At 70.0% G+C, this 16737-nt stretch carries 17 protein-coding genes; 2 read left to right on the forward strand and 15 right to left on the reverse strand.

Annotated elements, in window-relative coordinates; translation table 11 throughout:
- The first annotated feature begins 1 nt into the window (after position 1).
- The gene (locus STRTU_RS33385; protein WP_159748833.1) at positions 2-1816 is read left to right on the forward strand and encodes an ABC transporter ATP-binding protein; all 1815 of its coding nucleotides are present in this window, start codon (positions 2-4) and stop codon (positions 1814-1816) included.
- Positions 1813-3660, forward strand: a complete 1848-nt coding sequence (locus STRTU_RS33390) for an ABC transporter ATP-binding protein (protein WP_159748835.1) — start codon at positions 1813-1815, stop codon at positions 3658-3660. Before STRTU_RS33385 ends, STRTU_RS33390 begins: the two co-directional genes overlap by 4 nt.
- Before the next feature lie 78 nt (positions 3661-3738).
- Here the strand turns inward: STRTU_RS33390 and STRTU_RS33395 are convergent, their stop codons facing one another.
- From STRTU_RS33395 to STRTU_RS33465, 15 genes are all read right to left on the reverse strand, one after another.
- Positions 3739-4326 (reverse strand): response regulator transcription factor, encoded by a 588-nt coding sequence (locus tag STRTU_RS33395; protein ID WP_159748837.1) that lies wholly within the window; start codon positions 4324-4326, stop codon positions 3739-3741.
- Between the two features lie 544 nt (positions 4327-4870).
- Complete coding sequence (locus STRTU_RS33400) at positions 4871-6574, reverse strand: cholesterol oxidase substrate-binding domain-containing protein (protein ID WP_159748839.1); 1704 nt, start codon at positions 6572-6574, stop codon at positions 4871-4873.
- 174 nt (positions 6575-6748) lie between these two features.
- Positions 6749-7144: a gas vesicle protein K gene (locus STRTU_RS33405; RefSeq protein WP_159748841.1), complete on the reverse strand. Its 396-nt coding sequence runs from the start codon at positions 7142-7144 to the stop codon at positions 6749-6751.
- 107 nt (positions 7145-7251) lie between these two features.
- Positions 7252-7464, reverse strand: a complete 213-nt coding sequence (locus tag STRTU_RS33410) for a gas vesicle protein (protein ID WP_159748843.1) — start codon at positions 7462-7464, stop codon at positions 7252-7254.
- Complete coding sequence (locus tag STRTU_RS33415) at positions 7464-8342, reverse strand: GvpL/GvpF family gas vesicle protein (protein ID WP_159748845.1); 879 nt, start codon at positions 8340-8342, stop codon at positions 7464-7466. The genes STRTU_RS33410 and STRTU_RS33415 overlap by 1 nt, the downstream gene beginning before the upstream one ends.
- Positions 8339-8770, reverse strand: a complete 432-nt coding sequence (gene gvpJ, locus STRTU_RS33420; protein ID WP_159748847.1) for a gas vesicle protein — start codon at positions 8768-8770, stop codon at positions 8339-8341. Before gvpJ ends, STRTU_RS33415 begins: the two co-directional genes overlap by 4 nt.
- Positions 8771-8800: 30 nt before the next feature.
- The gene (locus STRTU_RS33425; protein ID WP_159748849.1) at positions 8801-9880 is read right to left on the reverse strand and encodes an SRPBCC family protein; all 1080 of its coding nucleotides are present in this window, start codon (positions 9878-9880) and stop codon (positions 8801-8803) included.
- Complete coding sequence (locus STRTU_RS33430) at positions 9873-10556, reverse strand: hypothetical protein (RefSeq protein WP_269777418.1); 684 nt, start codon at positions 10554-10556, stop codon at positions 9873-9875. The genes STRTU_RS33425 and STRTU_RS33430 overlap by 8 nt, the downstream gene beginning before the upstream one ends.
- Before the next feature lie 26 nt (positions 10557-10582).
- Complete coding sequence (locus STRTU_RS33435) at positions 10583-10840, reverse strand: gas vesicle protein GvpG (RefSeq protein WP_159748853.1); 258 nt, start codon at positions 10838-10840, stop codon at positions 10583-10585.
- A 20-nt stretch (positions 10841-10860) separates the two neighbouring features.
- Complete coding sequence (locus STRTU_RS33440; protein WP_159748855.1) at positions 10861-11574, reverse strand: GvpL/GvpF family gas vesicle protein; 714 nt, start codon at positions 11572-11574, stop codon at positions 10861-10863.
- A 3-nt stretch (positions 11575-11577) separates the two neighbouring features.
- Positions 11578-12018 (reverse strand): gas vesicle structural protein GvpA, encoded by a 441-nt coding sequence (locus tag STRTU_RS33445; protein WP_159748857.1) that lies wholly within the window; start codon positions 12016-12018, stop codon positions 11578-11580.
- 91 nt (positions 12019-12109) lie between these two features.
- The gene (locus STRTU_RS33450; protein ID WP_159748859.1) at positions 12110-12418 is read right to left on the reverse strand and encodes a gas vesicle protein GvpO; all 309 of its coding nucleotides are present in this window, start codon (positions 12416-12418) and stop codon (positions 12110-12112) included.
- 291 nt (positions 12419-12709) lie between these two features.
- Positions 12710-13333 (reverse strand): nucleotide exchange factor GrpE, encoded by a 624-nt coding sequence (gene grpE / locus STRTU_RS33455; protein WP_159748861.1) that lies wholly within the window; start codon positions 13331-13333, stop codon positions 12710-12712.
- Positions 13330-15213 (reverse strand): molecular chaperone DnaK, encoded by a 1884-nt coding sequence (gene dnaK, locus STRTU_RS33460; protein ID WP_159748863.1) that lies wholly within the window; start codon positions 15211-15213, stop codon positions 13330-13332. Before dnaK ends, grpE begins: the two co-directional genes overlap by 4 nt.
- Positions 15214-15431: 218 nt before the next feature.
- Positions 15432-16493 (reverse strand): type III polyketide synthase, encoded by a 1062-nt coding sequence (locus tag STRTU_RS33465; protein WP_159748865.1) that lies wholly within the window; start codon positions 16491-16493, stop codon positions 15432-15434.
- Positions 16494-16737 lie beyond the last annotated feature (244 nt).

The following is a 16737-nucleotide window of genomic DNA, read 5'->3' on the forward strand; positions in this document are numbered from 1 at the left end:
TATGCCCCGCACCCCCGGGCCCTCCTCGCCCCAGCCCCCACCGGCCGCCCGGCGCGGGCCGGACTCCGCCGTCCGCTCCGTCCTGACCGGCGCCTTCCGGCACAGCCCCGTACGCACCCTCGCCGTCTGCCTCTTCAGCGTGGCCTCCGCGGGTGCCGCCGTCGCACTGCCCGCCGTACTCGGCCACACCCTCGACCTCGTGCTCGGCGCCCGTCCGGGCCTCCATCGGGCCCTCGTCCTCTGCGCCGTACTGCTGGTCGCGGAAGTCCTGCTCGACGCGCTGGTCGCGCTGACCGGCGGCGTCCTCACCGCTCGCAGCACCGCCTGGCTCCGCCGGAGCGGTATCGGCCATCTGCTGTCCCTCGCCCCGCACCGGGTCGCCGACCGCTTCACCCCCGGCGACCTGGTGACCCGCCTCACCGGCAACGCCGCCGACGCCGGGACCGCACCCACCGCCGCTGCCACCGGCCTCGCCGCCGTCATCACCCCGGTCGGCGCCCTGATCGCCCTGGCGCTCACCGACATCTGGCTGGCCGCCGTGTTTCTCGCCGGGCTGCCGCTGCTGACCCGGCTGCTGCGCACCTTCGCCCGCGGCTCCTCCGACAGCGTCCGGCGCTATCAACGCACCCAGGCGGATATCGCGACCCGCCTCGTCGAGGCGCTCGGCGGCGCCCGGACCATCGCCGCGGCGGGAACGGCGGGGCGCGAGCGGGACCGGGTCCTCGCCCCGCTCCCCGAACTGGGCGCGCAGGGACGGCAGATGTGGCAGATCTACGGACGCGCGGTGGTCAGCAGCGGCATCCTGGTGCCGCTGCTGACCACCGCCGTCCTCGCCGTCGGCGGCATCCGGCTGGCGTACGGCAGCCTGTCCGTCGGTGAGCTGCTGGCCGCCTCCCGGTACGCCGCCCTGACCGCCGGGCTGGGCGGGGTGGTCGGACAGCTCAACTCCCTCGTGCGCAGCCGCGCCGCGGCCCACCGCACCGGCGAACTCCTGACCCTGCCCACGGCGCCGCAGGGCGCGCGCCCGCTGCCGGCCGACGGCCCCGGCCGGCTCGAACTGCGCGCCGTCACCGTCCTCCGCGGTGGCGCCCCCGCGCTGCGGGACATCGACCTCGTGGTGCCCGGCGGCACGACCATGGCGGTCGTCGGCCACTCGGGGGCGGGCAAATCGCTGCTCGCCGCCGTCGCGGGCCGGCTCACCGATCCCGACAGCGGACAGGTGCTGCTGGACGGAATACCCCTCGACGAGGCCGACCCCGCACAACTGCGCCGCGAGATCGGCTACGCCTTCGAACGCCCCGCCCTGTTCGGCCGGACGGCAGGGGCCGCCATCGGCTTCGGCCCGTACGAGCCCCCGGCCCAGGCGATCGAGGCCGCCGCCCGCGCGGCCGGTGCGGACCCCTTCGTCCGGCTCCTCCCGGACGGATACGCCACGCCGCTGGCCGACGCGCCGCTGTCCGGCGGGGAGGTCCAACGCCTCGGCCTGGCACGGGCGTTCGCCCACGCCGGCCGGCTGCTCGTCCTGGACGATGCCACCTCCAGCCTGGACAGCGTGACCGAACTCCATGTCCGCCGGGCCCTGGTCCATGACGTACGGACCGGCAGCAGACTCCTGATCGCCCATCGCGTCTCCTCCGCCGCCCGCGCCGACCTCGTCGCATGGCTGGAGAACGGCCGCCTCCGCGCCGTCGCCCCGCACGACCGGCTCTGGGCGGAGGCCGACTACCGTGCGGTCTTCGCCCACACCGACGACGAGGAGACCCAGGCCGACGAGGACACCCGCACCGACCAGGACACCACCCGGGCCGCCTCATGACGACAGCAACGACAGCAACGACAGCAACGACAGCGACCAAAGCGACGACACCGACCGCACGACTGCTGCCCAAGGCGCGGCGCTTCCTCCGCCGCCGGATCCGCGTACTGCTGCTGCTGGCCGGCTGGTCACTGCTGGAATCCGCCCACACCTTCCTCGGCGGCTACGGCCTGGCAAAGGCCCTGGACCAGGGCTTTCTGGCCGGCCACACCGGTGTCGGGCTGGCCTGGCTGGGCGTCACCGCACTGGCCGTCGTCGTCGGCGGGCTGGCCGGCCGAGGGGTCTTCCGAGGGCTCGCCGGCCTCGTCGAACCGCTGCGCGACGGCCTGGTACGCCAGGTGGTGTCACGGTCGCTGACGCAAGCGGTGTCCCACCCGGCCCGTGCGGCGGACAGCGCCGTGGTCTCCCGGCTGACCAACCAGACCGAGATCGCCCGGGACAGCTTCGCCGGACTGGTCCTGGTCGCCCGCTCCTTCGTGTTCACCGCGGCCGGAGCGGTGCTCGGACTACTGTCCCTGGCACCCGAGTTGCTGCTGATCGTGGTGCCTCCGCTCGCGGCCGGACTGCTGCTCTTCCTGGCCACCCTGCGGCCGATGGCGGCCCGCCAGCGCGCCTTTCTGCAGGCCGACGAGGATCTGTCCACCCAGTTCGGTGCCGTCGCCGAGGGGCTGCGCGATGTGGTGGCCTGCGGTGCGCAGCAGCGGACCGCGCAGCGGGCGTACGGCGTGATCGAGGACGAGGCCCGTGCGGCACGGCAGTTGGCGGGCTGGGCCGCCGTTCGCTGTCTCGCGCTCGGCCTGGCCGGCCAGCTGCCGATCCTGCTGCTGCTGGTCACCGCGCCCTGGCTGCTGCGGCAAGGGCTCACCCCCGGCGCCGTGCTGGGCGCGCTGGCCTATCTGACCCAGTCCCTGCTGCCCGCACTGCACACCCTGATGAACGCGCTGGGCTCGGCCGGCACCAGGCTGCTCGTGGTCCTGGACCGGCTCACCACCGGCCCGGGACCCGCTCCGGAACCCGACACCGCGCCCCCGCCGCTCACCGCGCAGGAGCCCGCGCCCCGGATCCCCGCCCCGCCCGGCGGCCCCCGCGTCGAACTGCGCGAGGTGACCTTCGCCTACGGGCCCGCCGCCCAGCCCGTCCTGCACGACCTCGATCTGTCCGTCGAACCGGGCGAACACCTCGTCGTGGTGGGGCCGAGCGGCATCGGAAAGTCGACCCTGACGGCTCTCATCGCCGGGATGCTCGCACCCGGCCGGGGCGAGATAAGCGTGTCCGGCCGACCGGTCCATACCCGCTCCGGAACCGACCCGTCCCAGCTGCGGGTGCTGATCCCGCAACAGGCATACGTCTTCTCCGGAACCCTGCGCGAGAACCTGCTGTATCTGTGCCCGGACGGCGCCCCCACGCCCGCACTGGAGGCGGCGTCGGACGCCGTCGGCCTGGACCCGCTGGTGTCCCGGCTGGGCGGCTTCGACGCACCGCTCGACCCCGGCGCCCTGTCCCAGGGCGAGCGCCAGCTGATCGCACTGGGGCGGGCCTATCTGTCACCCGCGCCCCTCGTCCTGCTCGACGAGGCGACCTGCCACCTCGATCCGGCGGCGGAAATGCGGGCCGAGCGCGCCTTCGCGGAGCGCCCCGGCACGCTGATCGTCGTGGCCCACCGGATCACCTCGGCCCGCCGGGCCGACCGCATTCTGGTGCTCGACGGCACCCGCGCCACCTGCGGCACCCATGAAGAGCTGCTCGAACGCTCGCCCCTCTACCGGGACTTGGCGGGCAGCTGGCAGCCGGACGCCCCCGAGCACGGCGAACACCTCTCCGTGAAGTCCCGCTCTCTGAGCTGATCACGGGACTTTTACGGACCTCAGGCGACGGCACCCCGAGGCATCGGCCCCCCGAGGCAACGGCCCCCAAGCCGGGCGTCAGACCCAGCCCGCCCCCTGCGATATCCGTATGGCGTCCACCCGGTTGCGGGCGCCGGTCTTGCGGTTGATCGCCGCCATGTAGTTGCGCACCGTCCCACTGCTCAGATGCAGCTCACGGGCGATCTCGGAGACGGAGGCGCCGCCCGCGGCGAGCGACAGCACACTTAACTCACGCGGGGTCAGCGGCATCTCGGCGGCCTCCAGGAAATCCGGGCTGAGTGAATGGTCGACATAGCGCTTCCCGGCGGCCACCAGGGTTATCGCGTGCAGCAGCCGGGCCGGTGGCGCGTCCTTGTCCACGAAGCCCCGTGCGCGGGCGGCGATGGCCCGGCGCAGGGTGCCGGGCCGGCAGGCGCTGGCCAGGACCAGCAGGGCACATCCCGGGCCGCCGGGAGGGTCCACCGAGGACACCGAGCCCACGCAGTCGACATCGACGACGCACACCTGCGGCCGGAAGGAACGGGCTCGCCCGGGGGCACTTCTCCAGCAGGCGGCGACCGCGTCGATACCCTCCTCGTCGCGCAACAGCGCGGTGAGCGCCGAGCGCAGCAGCCGCGTTTCGTGCACCACCAAGACCCGGATCACGTTCGTCCCTTCGTTTTTGCTTCTGCTGTCTGCCCCCGTCGTCGGACAGCGTGCGGGGAACAACGGGCGATGTGGCGACAGTTACCCGCGGAGCCTCTGCCGCAGCACACACTTTCAGCCCCGAGCGCTGCCCTGCTGAATTGTCACGGCTGTCATTCCCGCCAGATGGATTTTCGCTGGATCTGACTGGAAAACGCGTCATCGTGCCCGGGTGCTGCGTCGTTCATTGCCGCTCGGGATGGCCGGACTCCACAATGCGCGGGCCGGCCGGTGAGCCCCGGTGGACCCGCAGGCCGGTGCACGGGCGGCGCACACACGGCGGATCGGCCCGCGTTCGGCGGGCGGCGCGGTCGTAGGAACTTCACACACGAAGGGGTCGGATTCAGGAAAGCGCTCAGGGCGTCGGACACATAATTCGCGCCATCCTGGCGATGACCGCTTAGCCGGTTGTTTCCTGCGGTTGTTACGGGTGTGGCGCACGTTTCGGGTGATTTGCAAAGGGGGGCGCGCGGAAATTCCGCGCGCCCCCCTTGGGGGAGGTGTCTCAGGGCAGCAGAGCGTCCAGGAAGGAATTGGAGAACACCCTCGCCGGGTCATAGGAGTTGAGGATGTCCCGGGCGGTGCGCCACCCGTCGAACGCGGCCGGCACGCTGCCGCCCAGGGTCGCCGGGTCCCGCCACGCGCCGCTGTCCGTATAGGCCCAGCCTTTGGACCACTCGGGCCGTACGGACGCATACGACCCGGTGTAGGTCTGCCAGATCCACTGCTCCAGCTCACGGAAGAACGGGGCCGCACCCGGCGTACCCGGATAGGTCGCGAAGTCGAGCCACACCACCGTGTCCCACTCGGGATGGTCCGGACGGGCACGGGCCGGCGACAGCAGGGGACCGTCGAGCGGATCCGTACCGGTGATCCGCAGTTCGATCGGGCCGTTGACCGGATAGGAGCCGCGAGCCTGGTGAGCCGTGAGCACCTGCTGATAGCGGGAGTAGAAGTCACCCACCACCCGCTGCACATTCGCCCGGGACGTCAGCACCGCCCACCCCGCTTCGACGATCCGCAGGGTCGTGGGTTCGACATACAGCAGGGCGTTCTTCGACCAGCCCCAGACATCCCAGGTGCCGGTGACGATCAGCCCCGAGCCGACGATGGACATCGCCAGCTTGGTGAAGACAGGCGTCTTGTCGCCCCCGCCCGAGGCGATCTCCCCGAGCAGCCGCGACATCTCCTCGGTGACCCGGTTGGCGAAGGTATAGGCGTACGGGGTGTCGATCTGCCGGGCGAGCAGCGGCTTATTGGGCGCCACGCTCCACACCTTCAGCCAGGGCACATCGGTGAACGGGAACCAGATCGCCTCGATGCGTCCGGTGCGGTCCAGGTAGGAGCTGATCGTGCGTCCGCCCGTACCGGGGGGACCGAAGACGGTGGCCACGTTCACGTCGTACCAATTCTGGCAGCGCAGCCGGGTGTTGGCCGCGGCGGTCATCGTCACCTCGGTGACGAACGCGCGGCCCAGATGGACGAGGAAGGCCCGGATGTCCGAGTCGGAGCGGGTGAACGTCTTCAGCACATAGCGGCCGTCCGTCGCGCTCCAGACCACGGCGGTGAGTGAGGTGACCAGAGAGCTCAGGGTGCCGAAACCGGAGCCGGCGGGCGGGTTTTCGGTGGCGGTGGGCACCCCGGTGCCATGGCCGCCGATGGCCAGCACCCCACCGATGGTGAGGTCACCCGGCGCCGTAGTGGTGGCGAGGCCGAGCCCCGACTCCTCCAGGCGGGCCAGGATCCGGTCGAGGGTCGCCCCCGCCTGTGCGGTGACGCTCCCCGGATTGCCGCCCTGCACACTGACCGCGGTGAGGTGGGAGGTGGTGTCGACGATGACCGTACGGTTGGTGTCCGCACCGGCGGGCACCACCAGCGGAGACCAGGTGTGGCCCTTGCCCCGCGCCCGGAGCCGGTAGCCGTGCTGATGAGCCCAGTTGGCGAGGGTGACCACATCGTCGGGCGTACGGGCGGACGCCGTCCAGACGCCCTCGACGACGATCTCCAGCGACCAATTCCTGAACGCCTGTTGGGCGAGCGGAATCCCCGCGGGGAAGTCGGGGGGAGGGGTGAGCGTGGCCGCGGCGCTGCCCGCGGGGATGCGATGCGCGGGCTGTAGCCCGGCTGCCGCCGCCATCCCCGCGGCGGCAGCTCCGGTCAGTAACGTACGGCGGGTGAGGGAGGATCTGCGAGCGCTGTCGTCGGACATGGCTGTCCTTCCGGCACGCGGCGCGCCGCCCCGTTGCACCGCGCACGGATCGTAGGGGTGAGACCGTACGAGCGCCCCGGTGCGGTGGGGGTGTGCCGGAAGGGTAGGGTGACGGACCGTCAGTTGCAATGCCCGTGCGGCGGACGGTGGCAGCGGACCGCCAGGGACCGCGGTTCAGGCGGCGTCATCACGAGGCAGCAGCGACCCCAGCGGACCGAGATCGAGGTTGAGGTCCTGCATCGTGAGCCCGTAGCGCTCACAGAGCTCCGCCATCCGGTCCTGCAGAATCATCAGCGTCAGCCCGACCCGCTCTTCCTGCTCCTCGCTCAGATCGCCCTGATCGACGCGGTGCACAGCGGTCCGCTCCATGAGCTGCCGCAAGAGCTCCACGATCGTCAGCACCAGCTTGATGAGATCGCGCTCCACCGTCTCCGGATCGGTCCGCAGCCGCTGGGCGAGCGCGCTGCCCTGCCCCTGTGGCGGCTCGTCGGACGGGGCCGGCGCCAGGTCAAAGGCCCGAGCCGCGGCCTGCGCGACCTCCGCGAAGGGGGCAGACGGTTCCTCGGTCATGGGGGCATCCCTCGTCATGGGTGGGAGAGGCGATAGCGGGATTCTCGTGGGGGAGTGGGGAGTGGGGAGTGGGGAGTAGTGGGGAGTGGGAGCACCCTGGCGGCGTCTCACCACGGCGCCGGACCGTCCGGTGTGATCGAGCGAATGACAGCCCGGAGATTGATGTGCACCAGGTCCACATCGGCGATCGACAGCACCACATCGCCGGTGAGCACCGCCCCGCCGTTCAGCAGACGGTCCAAGAGGTCGATGAGCGCGATCTGCCGCCCAGCGAGAGACTCTTCCGGAAAGGGGTCCGAGGGGGCCGAGGGGTCCGCCATCACGCACTGCGGCTTTCCGCGGGCGGCGTCGCGAAGGAGTACGGGGCCCATGGCCCGGTGACCTCGATGCGTACGCCGGGGAGACCGTCGGCCAGCCCCGCCAGCGCCCGGTGGAATTCCCGGAGGCGGTCCACAGGGACCAGATAGGCCTCATTGGCGATGTTCTCGCCCGCGCCGGCGGCCAGTTCGCCCTGCTGCGGGCGGTGGGTGACCCGGTCCCGGGCAAGGCCGGTCGCCCGCCCCCGTACCTCGTCGGCGAGGGCGCCCGCCGCGCGGTAGGCATCGCGCTGTGTTTGGCGTTGGGCCCGGCGCTGCTGCAAGTAGGCCCGGCCGGGGCTGACCGGGGGAGCGGCGCGGTCCGGGCCCTCGGCGGCGGGGGGCGGGTCCGCGGCGGCGGCGCGCGGGTCCGCGTACACCTTCACCCCCAGCTCGGCATGGCCTTCGAGCCGGGAGAGCAGCGCGTCGAACTCCGCACCGCGCTCCCGCAGCATCGCCCGCACCCGGGCGTCGTCCAGATACACCGTGGCGAGCCGCATGGGGAGCACTGTCGCGCCGGTGTGGGCAGCCTCCACCACCGTGTGGTGGGTACGTGCGATCTGCTCCAGCTCGGTCAGGTTCTCCAGCTGCGCCTTCATGCCCTCTGCGCTGAAGGCGCCCGCCGGGACCGAGGAGACGAGCGCCGCAAGGCCGTCGGCGGCAACCGTCCGCACGCGCCCGTCCCGCAGCCCGGTGAGCCGGGGAGCTATCGCGTCGAGATCGGTGCCCGCCCGGCCGATGGCGTAGACATACGAACTCCAGGAGTGGTCGGACTCCCGCTGTTCGGTCGAAAGGCGGCGCGGCTGGCCCGGGGAGGCGGCTCCCTGAAGGTGGCTGGTCACTGCTCCTCCTCGTGGTCCGTCGGGTGCCCGTCGGCGCTCCGGGGCGAGCCGATCGCCGCCCGCAGCTCGGCCAGCTCGGCGCGCAGCTGCCGGTTCTCCTCGGCCAGCGGGTCGCTGCCGCGGTCGGTCTTGACCGGGTGCCCGGTGGGCACCTGCTGCGGTGGGCGGGCCCGGGACGAGAGCGAGGGGTCGTGCTCCCACCAGTCGATGCCCATCTCCTTGGCCTTGTCGACGGAGGCGACGAGCAGCCGGAGCTTGATGGTCAGCAGCTCGATGTCGAGCAGATTGATCTGGATGTCGCCCGCGATCACCACGCCCTTGTCGAGGACGCGTTCCAGGATGTCGGCCAGGTTGGCGGAGGACCCTTGCCGGCCGTACGGGGACGGACCGGCGGACGGCCCCATACGGGCGGCCAGTGAATCGGACATGATCAGCCTCGTCTGTGCGGTCGGGACGGGTCAGCGGGCGGCGGCCGTACGGCGGTCCCGGGCGGGCGAGGGCGCCTCGTCCTCGTCGTATGCGTCCCGGTCGTCGTCTTCCGCGTCCTGGTCGACGTCCGCGGTGACGTTGTCGTCTTCGTCGAGGGGCTCGTCGAGATCGTCGTCCTCATCTGCCGGTTCGTCGAGGTCGTCGTCCTCGGCGGCCGGATCCCCGAGGGCGTCGTCGAATTCCGCGTCTGCTACGTCTTCCGTGTCTTCCTCGGCCTCGATGGCATCGGCGTGCTCGACCACCACCTCGCCGTCCTGGATCTCGCCCCGCCAGCCGTCGGTGGCCTCTCCGCGCAGCATGATGAATTTGCGGTAGAGCTTGAGGTCCAGCCGGGCCCGGCGGCCCTGGGCGCGCCAGATGTTGCCGGTCCTCTCGAACAGCCCCTTGGGGAAGTACTCCAGAACCAGCAGCACCCGCGTCAGGTTGTCGGCGAGACGGTGGAAGGTCACCACGCCCTTGACCGTGCCCTTCGCGCCCTCGGTGGTCCAGGTGATGCGCTCGTCGGGGACCTGCTCGGTGACATTCGCCCGCCAACTGCGGGTGGATTTGGCGACCTTCACCTTCCAGTTGCTGGTGGTGTCGTCGGATTTCTCGACGCTGACGACTCCCTTGGCGAAGGTGCTGAACTCCTGGAACTGCGTCCACTGGTCGTATGCCTCGCGTACGGGAACGCCCACATCGATGTCCTCGACGATGGTCACGCTCTTGGACTTCCCGCCGCCGCCCTTGCGGCCCTTGCCGAACAGCCCCTTGACCTTGTCCTTGACGGTGTCCTTGAGGTGGGAAGCGCCGACGGCCAGCGCCGCCCGCTGCGGCGACGTGCCCGCACCGAGAGCCGCACCGCCCTTCGCCAGGCTGTCCACCAAACCCCTGGCGCCCCGGCCGGGTTCGGCGAGCTTGCCGACGCTTTCGCCCAGCTTGTGGCCGAGGCTGGTGACGGCGTGCTCGGCCCGTGCCTGGAGGTAGCGCTGCAACTCCTCCTTGAGCTGCTCGGCCGCCGGGCTCTTGGTCACCTCGTCCTTCACCTTGCTGAAAGTGGTCTCAGCCATTGCGGCCTCCACGGTCGGCGGCGGTGCGCGCCGCACCGGACGCCTTCTTACGGGCCCCGGAGGCGGCCTTCCGCCCCGAGGAGGTGGCCGGGCGCTCGCGGGACGCGGCGGCCGCGGCCTTTCCGGACGACGTCCTCGCGGCCTTTCCGGCCGTCCGCGCTGGCCCCGAGGCGCTTGCTGACGAGCGTCGCGCGGGAGCGGACCGGCGGTCGCTGTCCGCCTTCTTCGCCGAAGCGTCGGACGACCGAGCCGACGACTTCGTGGCCGCCGCCTCATCGTCCGCCGCCTGATCCTCTGCCGTCTCCTCGTCCGCTACCTCGTCGTCCGCCGCAGGACGCCCGTCCTCCGAGTCCCGCATCACCTCGCCAACCACATCCCGGCCTTCGTCAAGGGCCGCAGTCCGCTCATGCAGCGAATCGGCGAGGCCGGACATCCGCTGGCTGAGCGCGGTACCGGCCGCTGCCTTGGTGGCGTCCACGAGTTCACTGCGCACCTGGTCGTTGAGCGGCCCCAGCACCGGCGAGTTGGCGACCAGTGCGCCCCACTGCTTCGGATCCAGATTCAGCTTCTTGCCGGCCAGAAACAGGCCCAGGCCGATGGCCATCTTCGCTTTCTTCGTGCGCCCCAGGAGGTAGCCCCCGACAAGGGCCACACCTATCTTGGCGTTGGTCATCATCCGTCGTACACCTCAATCTCCCCTGATCAGGAGTCGGTACGTAGTCGTGGTTGGTGGGCCTCCAGCCATTCCAGCCGGTCCAGGAGTTCGTCCTCGCGGGCGTCGAACTCGTCGGGACCGATGCTGCCGTCCAGCAACTGCCGTTCCAGTGCGGCCAGTTCCTCACGGACCGGCGCCGGGTCGTAGTACTCGCGCTCGGCGGTGAGCAGCACCTGGTCCAGGACCCAGGCCGTGCCCCGTACCGGGGCCAACGGCAGGGTCAGCAGCTGTGTGAACAGGCCCATGGCCGATCTCCTCTCGGAGGTCAGACGAAGCTGTACGGCGGCAGCGGGCCGTGCAGGCTGAAGGTGTAGGTGTCGCCGCGCTGCCCGGCCTCTTCGTGGACCGCCTCCGAGAAGGCCGCGGCCTTCTCCCGCTCGACGAGGAAGGACACACTGAGGAAGTGGCTCTTCGTCGCCTCGGCGTCCGCGGCGCGCACCGCGGCCGGAGCGAGCCGGGCCACGATGTCCGACCGGTCGCGTTCCTGGCGGGCCTGCACCTCCTGTGAGATCAGCTCGCCGAGCGCCATCCTGTCGTCGTACGCGCCGGGATTCCGCCGGGTACGGTCGTTGAGCCGCCGTACCTCGGCGGACTCCCGCATGATCTCGCGCAGCAGATCGTCCTCGTCGCGCGCCACCTTGAGGTGGTACTCACGACAGCCGTCGACCTCGGCCAGCCGCCGGAGGTAGCTGTCGCGATCCTGCTCCAGGACGGCGGCGACCTGTGCGTCATCGGCGCCGACCAGCCCGAAGCGCATCGGCAGAGCGGCGCCGTCGGCCAGCAGACATTCCTGAACTCCCTGGTGGGCCGCCACATCGCGGCGCTTGGCCCGGAGCTCCGGCGGCGCGTCACTGACCACCGCGCACAGGTCCTTCGTCCGGACAGTGCGCAGCTGGGCCGCGGGGTCGCCGACCCCGTCGAGGCCGGACAGCCGCAAGGGGTGGCCGGCCGCGGTGATGGCGTAGAGGTACGTTCCCATGGCTCAGTCCTCCCGGCGGCGGGCGGTGCGCCGGCTGCTGGTCGCGGACGACTTACGTGCCGGACGCTCTTCCTCTTCCGCGGAGTCCTCCTGCCCCTTCTGCAGGGATTCGCTGAAGGCCTCGACGGCGCCGGTCAGCGCGCCCTTTGACTTTCCTTTGGCGCCGCTTTCCGTTGCCTCACCGACCAGATCGGTGAGCTGGTTCGGCGCCTTGCGGCCGGATTCCAGATCGAGTCGGTTGCATGCCTCGGCGAAGCGCAGATAGGTGTCGACGCTCGCGACGACGACGCGCACATCGATCTTGAGGATTTCGATGCCGACCAGGGAGACCCGCACAAAGGCGTCGATTACCAGCCCTCGGTCGAGGATCAGTTCAAGAACATCGTAGAGATTTCCCGAACCACTTCCGCTGGTCGCGGCGTTGGATTGCTGAATGGCAGTCACGGTCGTTCGTCCCTTCCAGTTGACTGGAGCGGGTCATGGGGCCGTGCGATGTCGTGGCGCCTGCCGAGCGGCGGCCGTTCCACCTGTCGGGCTACCTGTCGATCTGGCCCCGCCCGTAGCGGCGGGTCCGCTCGTATCCCACGAGTTGGCCTTGTTCATCGAGGTAGACACGATAGGAAGCCATCACACTCGATGTGTCCGGCACCCTTTCGATCTCCACCACTTCCACGTCCGCCAACCAACCGTCATCGGTGGGCTTGAGTGCTGACACCGAACCGGGCTCGCATTGGAGCAGCTGCGCAAGTTGCCCGGAGGCGTGGTGCATTGCCGTGGGGGCGGCGATCCGCTCCGGTCCGTCGCCGTGTGCTTTTTCGCGTTCCGTGCTTTCCTCGGTCGCCATGATCCCGCCTGTCGTGCGTCGTAGGGCTTTCTGTCGAAGTACGGAGGCCGTTTTGCCGGCGGTAGAGGATCGGGTGCCCCTGCGACTCGAACGTATGCGTAGTCGCCCACACGGGACGGCAATTCCCCTGCACCAACGGCCGCCGCCGCCTCACAGCGCAGGGGGCGACGCGCAGGCGTCAGCGCAGGTCAACAGACAGATGATTCCCCCGTCGGCGGAACCCTCGTCAGCAACACAAGAAGCCGGCCGAAACAAAAAAGACAGGCCAATTCCGGGGTACGGAACGAGAATTCAGGAACCGGCCACAACAGCGCCGGCCGGCGGCTCGCCCGCGACAGCCACCTGTGCCGGACGCAGCAGACGGTCGCCGACCCGGTATCCCAGCCGGAGCACCTCGGTGCAGACGGCCTGCTCCAGCCCGTCGCTGGGGGTGTAGGTGATGGCCTCGTGGATCAGCGGGTCGAACGGGTCACCCACCGCGCCGAAGGACTGCAGCCCCAGCGTCCCCAGCTCGGTTTCCAGCGCCTCGGCGATGCGCTGGAAACCACCGGTCACCTCGCCTCGCTCGGTGGCCTCGGCGAGCGAGTCGAGCACCGGCAGCAACCGGCTCAGCACATTGGCCACCGCGATCTCACCGACCGCCAGCCGGTCGCGGTGGACCCGCTTGCGGTAGTTGTCGTACTCGGCCTTCAGCCGCTGGAGGTCGGCCGTCCGCTCCCGCAGCTCGGCGTGCAGCACCGCCTCCGGTGGCGCCGGCAGCCCGGCGGACTCGCCAGGGCCGGACGGCCTGCCGGTGCGCTGCCTGGTCCGCTCCTCCGGGGGGTCGGTCGCGTCCGGCGGGTTGTTCGGCGACCCGTGTCCCACGAGGGCCAGCGGCGGGTGGGGAGGGCCATGGACGTCGGTCGGGCGGTTCATCGTGCGCTGCCCTCCTGCTTGTCGTCGTCGACGATCTCCGCGTCGACGACATCGTCCTGCTCACCGGCGGTGGCATCCGAGCCGCCCGCGCCGGCCGCCGCGCCCTCGGCTCCCGGGGTGGCCTGCGCGCCCTGGGTGTCGGCGTACATGGCCTGGCCCATCTTCTGGGAGACGGCCGCGAGCTTCTCGCTGGCGGTGCGGATCTCCGCGGTGTCCTCGCCCTTGAGCTTTTCCTTGACCTCGGTGACGGCTTCCTGGACCTCGGTCCGGACCTCGCCGGGGATCTTGTCCTCGTTGTCCTTGAGGAACTTCTCGGTCTGGTAGACGAGCTGCTCGGCCTGGTTGCGGGTCTCCGCGGTCTCCCGCTTGCGGCGGTCCTCCTCGGCGTGCTGTTCGGCGTCGCGGACCATCCGGTCGATGTCGTCCTTCGGCAGCGAGGAGCCGCCGGTGACGGTCATCTTCTGCTCCTTGCCGGTGCCCAGGTCCTTGGCCGTGACGTGCATGATGCCGTTGGCGTCGATGTCGAAGGAGACCTCGATCTGCGGGACGCCACGGGGGGCCGGCGGCAGACCGGTCAGCTGGAACATCCCGAGCTTCTTGTTGTACGCCGCGATCTCGCGCTCGCCCTGGTAGACCTGGATCTGCACGGACGGCTGGTTGTCCTCGGCCGTCGTGAAGATCTCCGAGCGCTTGGTCGGGATCGTGGTGTTGCGCTCCAGCAGCTTGGTCATCACGCCGCCCTTGGTCTCGATACCGAGGGACAGCGGGGTCACGTCCAGCAGCAGGACGTCCTTGACCTCACCCTTGAGCACACCGGCCTGGAGGGCGGCACCCACGGCGACGACCTCGTCCGGGTTGACGCCCTTGTGCGGGTCCTTGCCGGTCAGCTCCTTGACCAGCTCGGTCACCGCGGGCATCCGGGTCGAGCCGCCGACCAGGATCACATGATTGATGTCGGCGACCTTGATCCCGGCGTCGTTCACCGCGTTGTGGAACGGCGTCTTGCACCGCTCCAGGAGGTCCGAGGTGAGCTGCTCGAACTGGGAGCGGGTGAGTTTCTCGTCCAGGTGCAGCGGGCCGTCGGCCGACGCGCTCAAATACGGCAGATTGATCGTGGTCTCGGTCGCCGCGGACAGTTCGATCTTCGCCTTCTCGGCGGCCTCCCGCAGCCGCTGGGTGGCCATCTTGTCCTTGGACAGATCGATGCCGTACGCGTTCTTGAACTGCTTGGTCAGATAGTCGACGATCCGCTGGTCCCAGTCGTCGCCGCCCAGGTGGGTATCGCCGTTGGTGGCCTTCACCTCGACGACGCCGTCACCGATCTCCAGCAGTGAGACATCGAAGGTGCCGCCGCCGAGGTCGAAGACCAGGATGGTCTGGTCGTTCTCCTTGTCCAGGCCGTAGGCCAGGGCGGCCGCGGTCGGCTCATTGACGATCCGCAGCACCTTCAGGCCGGCGATCTCACCGGCCTCCTTGGTCGCGGTGCGCTGGGCGTCATTGAAGTACGCCGGAACGGTGACCACGGCATCCGTGACGTCCTCGCCCAGATATTCCTCGGCGTCCCGCTTGAGCTTCTGCAGCACCCGCGCGGAGATCTCCTGGGCGGTGTACTGCTTGCCGTCGATGTCGCCGCTCTCCGGGAAGCGCCACTGCGGATCGCCCATGTGGCGCTTGACGGACCGCGCGGTGCGGTCGACGTTGGTCACGGCCTGCCGCTTGGCGACCTCGCCCACCAGCACATCTCCGCCCTTGGCGAAGCCGACGACCGACGGGGTGGTCCGGGCGCCCTCGGCATTGGTGATCACCGTGGGCTCGCCGCCCTCCAGCACACTGACCACCGAGTTCGTCGTACCAAGGTCAATACCCACTGCACGCGCCATGGTCTTCTCCTCACCTTGCGGTCCGCTCGTGGAACGGCCCCGCGTGGGCCTCCTCACCTGCTGATATGGGGAGCAAGCCGCCTACTCATCTGCATAAAACGCACGGACACACCTGTCAAGATATTCCCATTCAAGGCAAAAGTCCGGTATGCGCAAACCGCAGACACCCGCGCGGTGCGCCCGGACGGTGATCCGCCGGGCGCACCGCGCGGGCGCACTCATGCCGCGACAGGGGGCGAGGCCCAGGTGCCGAGGGCCATCTCGGCGGTGATGCCGGGACCGAAACCCGCCAGCAGACCGCGCTGGCCTTCAACGGCCGACGCCTCGTCGAACATCCTCGCCAGGGCGTCCAGCACCACACCGCTGGCGATGTTGCCGTACTCGGTCAGCGTGGCGCGGCTGAAGCGGAACGCCTCGGGCGGCACCTCAAGGAAGCGGCACAGGTCGTCCAGGATGCGCGGACCGCCCGCGTGGACGATGTAGAAGTCCAGCTCGCCCGCGTCCCATTGGTGCTCCTTCGCGATGGCGCGCAGCGCCGGGGCGAGCGGCTCCATGGTGCCGGGCACGCGCTTGTCCAGCTGGAAGTGGAATCCGGTGGACCGCACCGCGTAGGAGATCCAGTCCTCGGTGTGCGGGATCAGATAGGAGCTGTTGCGCTCCAGCCGGACGCCGGTGCCGCCCTTCCCGCGAACCACCGCGGCGGCGACCGCGTCGCCGAACAGGCCGTTCGACAGCAGCGATCCCACGCCCAGATCCGTGGGCTGGTAGCACAGTGAGCAGAACTCACACGCGACGATCAGGACGTTGGAGTCCGGGTAGGCGGTGCAGAAGTCATGCGCCCGGTTGATCGCGGCGCCGCCTGCGGCACAGCCGAGTTGGGCTATCGGCATCTGCCGGGTATCCGAGCGGAAGCCGAGCGTATTGATGAGCCATGCCGTCAGGGACGGCATCATGAAGCCGGTACAGGAGACATAGACGATCAAGTCGATCTGATCCGGCTCCAGTTCGGCCTGGTCGAGTGCCTGACTCACCACGGCGGGGACCCGGGCCTTGGACTCCTCCTCGTAGACCGCGCTGCGGGCGTCGAGCCCGGGGTGCTTGAGGACCTTGTCGATCGGCTGGATCAAATGCCGTTTGCGTACGCCGGTGTGCTCGATCAGGCGGAGCACCAGCCTCAGCTGCGAATGATCCTTGTGCAGCCGTCGCGCGAGTTCGAGGGTGTCTTCTTGGGTGAGGATGTATTCCGGGACCGCGATTGCAGGTTTGCACAGAACCGCCATGGGATGGGCTCCTTGCAGACTTGTGGGCCGCCAGGGAATTCCCTGTTTTCCATTTCGGTCGCCGTCGGCCGGTGGTACCCGCCGCGGCAACCTGCCCGAAGAGCGGGCAAGTTGGCCAGCAGCGGAATCGGCGGACTGAACTGCACGACCTGGAGAGAACTATGGGCGGACCATCCGTCGAGAATGAACTCTCCCCGTGCAGGTGGATCTTCTTTCCGACTAGTAACCGTACGCCAGGGAGGTG

Origin of the sequence: Streptomyces tubercidicus (assembly GCF_027497495.1) — a bacterium.
In the GTDB taxonomy this organism is placed as follows: domain Bacteria; phylum Actinomycetota; class Actinomycetes; order Streptomycetales; family Streptomycetaceae; genus Streptomyces; species Streptomyces tubercidicus.